Source organism: Actinoplanes rectilineatus (assembly GCF_000962825.1).
Classification (GTDB): domain Bacteria; phylum Actinomycetota; class Actinomycetes; order Mycobacteriales; family Micromonosporaceae; genus Actinoplanes; species Actinoplanes rectilineatus.
This window is the reverse complement of the sequence record NZ_JZKF01000164.1, coordinates 1-7,468: the sequence shown is the minus strand read 5'-3', so window position 1 is coordinate 7,468 and position 7,468 is coordinate 1. Positions and strand designations below refer to the sequence as shown.

Genomic DNA, 7,468 nt, shown 5'->3' with positions numbered 1-7,468 from the left:
ACTGCACTCGGGAGGGTGTGGGAGAGTAGGACGCCGCCGGACTTAACGTTGAGAAAGGCCCACCCTTCGGGGTGGGCCTTTCTTCGTTTCCGGACTTTTTTTCGTTCTGGACCCGTTTTCACAGGGCGATTCTGACAGCGTTTTCCGGCTGCAGAGAATACGAGCTGGGACGGTGTGGGGCGTGGGATGACCTCCTCCGGGCGGTCAGGCTCGATCCCCGCGTAGGCCATTCCACGCCCCACACCGTGCCTACCTGATCGGCCAGCGGTCTTCCCCGCGCACTCTTTCTTGCCGCATCGCGGCCGTCGCCTACACCCTGTCCGCTGCCACGAGAACGCCGGCTCGGCCTCGGTGAGACCTTGCCGGCGTCTGGTGTTTCGCTCCGTACTGGAGGAGGGTCAGCTTCGAGTCTGGGTGGCTGTGCGGATCTGGCGCATCAGTGGGGGGACGTCGGCCTCGGCGTACTGGGGGAACATGGCCAGGGCCAGGCTTCCGTGGTCGGACCAGCCGCAGACGGCCATGTCGACACCGTCGGACTTGGTGGTGCCGCACTTCATGACGCCGCCCAGGTCGCCGGGATCCACCGACTTGAGGCTTGTCACGGCGCCCTCGTCGTCGGCGATCAGGCTGAAAGCGTTGTCGAGTTCCTTCTCCGGGGACCACAGGAGGGTGGTGCCCCCGAAGAAGAGCACGTTCTTGTCCTCGGGCGTGCTGTAGACGCCGCCCACCGTCTTGTCGAGCTGCACCTCCGCGGAGAGTGCCCCGCGCAGGTAGTCGGCGGTGGCCGTCGCGTCCTCGCTGTCGTCGAGCACCAGGTCGGCGATCTGCGGGGGCGTCGAGAGCGTGGTGTGGCGTTCGGAGTTGATCTGCCAGCCGACGTAGGCGAGCATGCCGCCGCCGGCCAGGACCACCACCAGCAGGACGGCCAGCACGATGGTGCGGACGTTGCTCGGGCGGGCCGGCGTCTCAGTGGGCTGGTCGGACTCGCCGGCCAACAGGAACGGGCCGACGTCGATCTCGCCGGGCTCGCCTTGCGCGGGGGCGTCGCCGGGAGCGTCGTCCGAGGTCACCGACAGGTCGCGGAGGCCGTCGTCCGGCCCGGTGGAAGGGTTGTCCTGCCAGAGTTCGACGCCGTCGTGCTCGTCGCCGTCAGGAGCCGGGGTCTCGCCCTGACGCCATCCGGGGCGGTGCTGCTCGTGGCCGTCAGGGTGCGCCTCGGGGTCGTCGAGCCCGTCGGGATCGGGCCTGTCGGCGACCGGGGCGACGGGGTCGGTGGTGCGGGTGGCGCCGATCGCGTCGAAGGGGTTGAAGGCGGGGCGCTCGGTGTCCGGCGCCGCCGCGGGGTCGGCATGGGAAGGCGTTTGCTGACCGCGGTCCGACATCAGGCGAGCCTACCGTCCCCCACGGGTGGAGGTGCGAATACCGGGCGCTCGGCGGGGCTCCGTAGACTTGTCGGGTGACCGATGAGACCGAACCCCGTACCCCCGACAGCCGGCCAGCCGGTGGCCTATCCGCCCAGTACCAGCCGGGCGCGGTAGAGCAGCGGCGGTATGAGCGTTGGGTATCGGAGGGTTACTTCACCGCCGACCCGACCAGCGACAAGCCACCGTTCACCATCGTCATCCCGCCGCCGAACGTGACCGGTTCGCTGCACATCGGCCACGCCCTCGACCACACCATCCAGGACGCTCTCGTCCGCCTCAAGCGGATGCAGGGGTTCGAGGTGCTGTGGCTGCCCGGCATGGACCACGCCGGCATCGCCACGCAGAACGTGGTCGAGCGCCAGCTGGCCGAGCAGCAGCTGTCCCGCCACGACCTGGGCCGGGAGAAGTTCGTCGAACGGGTCTGGGAGTGGAAGGCCGAGTCCGGCGGCACGATCCTCGGGCAGATGCGCCGTCTCGGCGACTCCGTCGACTGGAGCCGTGAGCGCTTCACGATGGACGAGGGCCTGTCCCGGGCCGTGCAGACGGTGTTCAAGCGGATGTTCGACGACCAGCTGATCTACCGGGCGAACCGGATCATCAACTGGTGCCCGCGCTGCCTGACCGCGCTCAGCGACATCGAGGTGGAGCACACCGACGACGAGGGCGAGCTGGTCTCGATCCGCTACGGCGAGGGTGCGGACAGCATCGTCGTCGCGACGACGCGTGCCGAGACGATGCTCGGTGACACCGCGGTGGCCGTGCACCCCGACGACGAGCGTTACCGGCACCTGGTCGGCACCGAGGTGGAGCTGCCGCTGACCGGCCGGCGCATCCCGATCGTGGCGGACGAGCACGTCGACCCGGCGTTCGGCACCGGCGCGGTCAAGGTGACCCCGGCGCACGACCCGAACGACTTCGAGATCGGCCAGCGGCATGGGCTGCCGAGCCTGGCAGTGATGGACGAGCGCGCCGTCATCACCGTACCCGGACCGTTTGAAGGTCTTGATCGTTTTGAGGCGCGTCCGGCGATCGTCGCGGCGCTGCGGGCGCAGGGCCGGATCGTCGCCGAGAAGCGGCCTTATCTGCACTCGGTGGGCCACTGCTCGCGCTGCAAGACCACGGTGGAGCCGCGCCTGTCGCTGCAGTGGTTCGTCAACACCACCCCGCTGGCGAAGGCGGCCGGTGACGCCGTGCGCGACGGCCGGGTGACCATCGAGCCGGCCGAGCTGTCCAAGCGGTACTTCGCCTGGGTCGACAACATGCACGACTGGTGCATCTCCCGGCAGCTGTGGTGGGGCCACCGCATCCCGGTCTGGTACGGCCCGAACGGCGAGATCGTCTGCGTCGGGCCGGACGAGCAGCCGCCGTCCGGTGAGGGCTGGCGCCAGGACGAGGACGTCCTGGACACCTGGTTCTCCTCCGGCCTGTGGCCGTTCTCCACGCTGGGGTGGCCTGCGAAGACCGCCGAGCTGGAGAAGTTCTATCCGACCAGTGTCCTGGTCACCGGCTACGACATCCTGTTCTTCTGGGTCGCCCGGATGATGATGTTCGGGCTGTACGCGATGGACGGCAAGCAGCCGTTCGACGTGGTCAACCTGCACGGCATGGTCCGCGACCAGTTCGGCAAGAAGATGTCGAAGTCGTTCGGCAACGTCGTCGACCCGCTCGACTGGATCGAGCGGTACGGCGCCGACGCCACCCGCTTCACGCTGGCCCGCGGCGCCAACCCCGGCTCCGACGTGCCGATCAGCGAGGAGTGGTGCCAGGGCTCCCGCAACTTCTGCAACAAGCTGTGGAACGCCACCCGGTTCGCGTTGATGAACGGCGCCACCGTGGAGGGCCCGCTGCCCGACAAGGCCGCGCTGTCCGCGATCGACAAGTGGATCCTGTCCCGGCTGCAGCACACCATCGCCGAGGTCAACGAGCAGTTCGACAGCTACGAGTACGCGAAGGTCTGCGACACGCTCTACCACTTCGCGTGGGACGACGTCTGCGACTGGTACCTCGAGCTCAGCAAGCCGGTGCTGGCCGGCGAGGGCGCGGCGGCCGACAACACCCGCCGGGTGCTCGGCCACGTGCTCGACCAGCTGGTGCGTCTGCTGCACCCGGTGATCCCGTTCGTCACCGAGGAGCTGTGGATCGCGCTGACCGGCGGCGAGACCGTGATGCGGGCGGCCTGGCCGGCCGTCGACCACGACCTGGTGGACGGCGGTGCCGAGGAGGAGCTGGCCGCCCTGCAGAAGGTGGTCACCGAGGTCCGTCGCTTCCGGTCCGACCAGGGCCTCAAGCCGGGCCAGCGGGTCACCGCGGCGCTCACCGGCCTGGGTAACGTCGGCATCGACACGCACGAGCCGCTGATCCGTTCCCTGGCCCGGCTCGACGTGCCCGGCGCCGACTTCACCGCCACCGCGACGCTCGCCGTCACCGGCGGCATCACGGTCGACCTGGACACCCGCGGTGCCATCGACGTCGCGGCCGAGCGGGCCCGCCTGGAGAAGGACCGGGTGGCCGCCGAGAAGGAGGCCACCCAGTGCCGGGCCAAGCTGAACAACGAGGCGTTCGTCGGCAAGGCCCCGGAACAGGTGGTCGCGAAGATCAAGGACCGGCTGGCGGCCGCGGAAGCGGACCTGGTCCGCACCGCCGACGCGCTGGCGGCACTGCCGTCCGCCTGAACCGGCGGCGGTCCGGCGACAGCTGAGAGAAAGAAGAGCATGACCGAGTACACCGAGGTCGAAGCCGCGCTGGACAAGCGCGGCTTCACCCGCATGGTCTTCGACATGCAGAAGATCCGGGATGTGATGGACGTGCTGGGCAGCCCGCAGCGGGCGTACCCGTCCGTGCACCTGACCGGCACCAACGGCAAGACGAGCACGGCCCGCATGATCGACGCGCTGCTGCGGGCGCACGGCCTGCACACCGGCCGGTACACCAGCCCTCACCTGGAGAGCGTGCGGGAACGGATCAGCCTCGACGGTGAGCCGATCTCCGAGGAGCAGATGGTCGCCACCTACGACGAGGTGGCGCCGCTCGCCGAACTGATCGACGCGCGCAACCCGGAACCGCTGACCTACTTCGACATGACCACGGCGATGGCGTACGCGACGTTCGCCGACGCCCCGGTCGACATCGCGGTCGTCGAAGTCGGCCTGGGCGGCGAGGAGGACGCGACGAACGTCATCGAGGCGGGCGTCTGCGTGCTCACCCCGATCGGGCTGGACCACACCGAGTGGCTCGGCGACACGATCGAGGACATCGCCTGGCACAAGGTGGGCATCATCCACCAGGGCGCCACGGTGATCACCGCGCTGCAGGAGGAGGACGCCATGCGGCCGATCCTGGAACGCTGCGCGGACATGGGCGCCACCCTCGCCCGCGAAGGCAGCGAGTTCGGCGTGGTCCAGCGGACCCAGGCGGTCGGCGGGCAGGTGCTCGTCCTCCAGGGCCTCGGCGGCGTCTACGAGGAGGTCTTCCTGCCGCTGTTCGGCGCGCACCAGGCGCAGAACGCGGCACTGGCCCTGGCGGCCGTCGAGGCGTTCCTCGGCGCGGGCCCCGACAAGCAGCTGCAGATCGACCTGGTCCGGGAAGGCTTCGCCGAGGTGGACTCGCCGGGCCGCCTCGAACGGGTCCGCAGCGCGCCGGCGATCCTGCTGGACGGCGCGCACAACCCGCACGGCATGGCGGCGACGGTCACCGCCCTGGAGGAGGAGTTCTCCTTCCGGCACCTGGTGGCGGTACTGGCGGTGCTGGGCGACAAGGACGCCAACGGCCTGCTCGAACTGCTCGAACCGGTCGCGGCCCGGATCGTGGTCACCGAGAACAGCTCGCCCCGGTCGATGCCCGCGGAGGAACTCGGCCGACTCGCGATCACGATCTTCGGTGAGGACCGGGTGACGATCGCCGAGACCATGCCGGACGCCATCGAAGAAGCGGTCGTCCTGGCCGAGGAGGACGCCTCCGGCGAGATGAGCGGCGTCGGCGTGGTGATCACCGGCTCGGTGGTCACCGTCGCCGACGCCCGGAAACTGCTCAAACGATGACCGAGCCGGAGAAGGACGCGATGACCGTCGAGAGCGACGCCCCTGCCGCGGTGCGGCGCTCCGGTCTGAAGAATCCCGAGGCTGCGGTACGCGGACTCGGCTCCGGAACACTGGCCCTCGAGGCGATCGTGCTGCTCCTGGCGATCGCCCCGCTGAGTGTTTTCGCCGGTGACCGTCGCGGGCCGGCGATCGGGACGGTGCTCGCCCTGACGGTGCTGTGCGTGCTGCTGGCGGGAGTGATGAAACGCAGCTGGGCGTGGAACGGTGGCACGCTGATCCAGGTGCTGCTGCTCGCCGGCGGGTTCCTGCACTGGTCGCTGGCGGCGCTCGGCGTCGTCTTCGGCCTGGCGTGGGCCTACGCGACCCATGTGCGCCGCAGCATCCTGGGCTGATCGTTCTCTGCGCTTCGGTGCCGTTGTGAAAGGGCGGGAGACCATCGTGGTCTCCCGCCCTTTTCTCGTACGCTCGGTCAGCCGATGGCCCGCCACTGGGTGATGGCGATGTTGTGGTTGTCGGGATCCCGGAAAGTGGCCGACCAGAGTTCCAGTTTGTCGCCCCGGTTCACGGCCCGCGGCGAGTGCACGAACTTCACGCCCTTGGCCACGAGCTCCGCGTAGACGGTGTCGACGTCGCCGACCTCCAGATTGAGGTAGATCAGCCGACCCGCCTCGACCGACAGGTTGTGCACGGTACGCAGCACCAGCCGGGTGTCACCGGACGCCAGCACGGTGCTGCTCTCCCCGCTGTCGATCTCGAAGAACCCGAGCATGTCCCGGTAGAAGACGGTCGACCGGGCCAGATCGGTGACCAGCACGGTGATCCCGACCCCGTGGATGGCGCCGCCGGGGCCGGGGCGGGCGCTCGGATAGCCGGTGATGATGTCGCCGGCGCGGTCGTCCGGCTCGGAGGTCCCGAAGTCCCCCCACGGTCCGCCGGCCGTCCGCCGTCCGTTCGTCGCCGCGCCCTTGCGGGCCTCGGCGTCGCCGGAGTCGTCCTGACCGGCCTCGCTCTCGCCGGCGTCGGTCTTGCCGGCCGCGTTCTTGTCGGCGTCGGTCTTGCCGGCTTCGTTCTCGTCGGTGTTGGTCTTGCCGGGTTCGGTCTCGAGTCCGGATTCGGGGGAGGCATCCGTCTCGGACGGCTTCTCGGCGTGAGAGGCCGGCGGGATCGGGACGGCCGCTGTGGTGGCGGTGTTCCCCAGGGCTGAGGGCTCTCGAGCCGGGATGGCGGCCGCTGAGGTGCTCTCCGGGGCTGCGGGCTCCGGGACCGCGGTGGTGTTCCGCGTAGGGCCGGGGAGCGGGGTAGCGGCTGCGGTGGTGCCTTCCGCGGGCTCCGGGAGCGGGATGGCCGCCGCGGGGGAAGCCGTATCCGGGTGGCCCGGCTCCGGGAGGGGGATGGCGGCGGCCAGGAACGACGAATCCTCCTCAGCCGGGATGGCTGGATCCGGAGAGGGGTTCGTGTGGGGAGCCGCGTGCCGTGGGACGTGGGACTCCGCGGAGATGTCCGTCTCGTCCGCGTGAACGGGAATGGCCGTAGCCGCAGAACCGTGGACGGGTCTGGCCGGGTCATCCGCAGATGACCCGGTCGGCTGGGCGGGGATGGTCTCGGCGGGGGGAGCGATGATGCCGTCGGCCATGGCTGCTGCGGCTGCGGGGCGGAATTCCGGTGCGGGCTCGGGGTAGTCGTCCAGCGGAATGTCGACCTGATCGTCGAGAGGGATGTCGATCTGGTCGGTCGGGGGCCGGTCGTCGGCGCGGAGCGGTGATCGGCCCGGATCGGACGGGGCCACTGCCGAATCGGACGCCGCCGGGTTGGACGCCGCCAGCTTGGACGCCGCCGGGTTGGACGCCGCCAGGTTGGACGCTTCCGGATCGGACGTCGTCGGGCCGGGCGTTGCGGTGCTGGACGCTGCGGGGCCGGACTGGGGCTGATCGGACGCTGAAAGGCTGGAACGGGGCGGGCCGGATTGCGGGGTGGGTCCGGACGGCGGCCGGGTGGACGGGGTGGGGG

The 7,468-nt window shown here is 70.0% G+C and carries 5 protein-coding genes; 3 read left to right on the top strand and 2 right to left on the bottom strand.

Going from position 1 to position 7,468, the window contains the following annotated elements:
* Window positions 1-398 precede the first annotated feature (398 nt).
* Window positions 399-1,382, bottom strand: a complete 984-nt coding sequence (locus WH85_RS45450) for a hypothetical protein (protein ID WP_245674385.1) — start codon at window positions 1,380-1,382, stop codon at window positions 399-401.
* A 74-nt stretch (window positions 1,383-1,456) separates the two neighbouring features.
* Between WH85_RS45450 and WH85_RS45445 the strand changes: the two genes are divergently transcribed.
* From WH85_RS45445 to WH85_RS45435, 3 genes are read left to right on the top strand one after another with little or no spacing between them, the layout of a single operon-like run.
* The gene (locus tag WH85_RS45445) at window positions 1,457-4,096 is read left to right on the top strand and encodes a valine--tRNA ligase (RefSeq protein WP_045748445.1); all 2,640 of its coding nucleotides are present in this window, start codon (window positions 1,457-1,459) and stop codon (window positions 4,094-4,096) included.
* Between the two features lie 39 nt (window positions 4,097-4,135).
* A complete protein-coding gene (locus WH85_RS45440) occupies window positions 4,136-5,461 on the top strand; it encodes a bifunctional folylpolyglutamate synthase/dihydrofolate synthase (RefSeq protein ID WP_045748444.1) in 1,326 nt (441 codons plus the stop codon).
* Window positions 5,458-5,853 carry a DUF4233 domain-containing protein gene (locus WH85_RS45435; RefSeq protein ID WP_045748443.1) on the top strand — a complete coding sequence of 132 codons (396 nt, stop codon included), beginning with the start codon at window positions 5,458-5,460 and terminating at the stop codon, window positions 5,851-5,853. Before WH85_RS45440 ends, WH85_RS45435 begins: the two co-directional genes overlap by 4 nt.
* A 77-nt stretch (window positions 5,854-5,930) precedes the next feature.
* Here WH85_RS45435 and WH85_RS45430 read toward each other — a convergent pair.
* A partial coding sequence (locus tag WH85_RS45430) for a VOC family protein (RefSeq protein ID WP_211275655.1) occupies window positions 5,931-7,468 on the bottom strand: 1,538 nt, incomplete at its 5' end.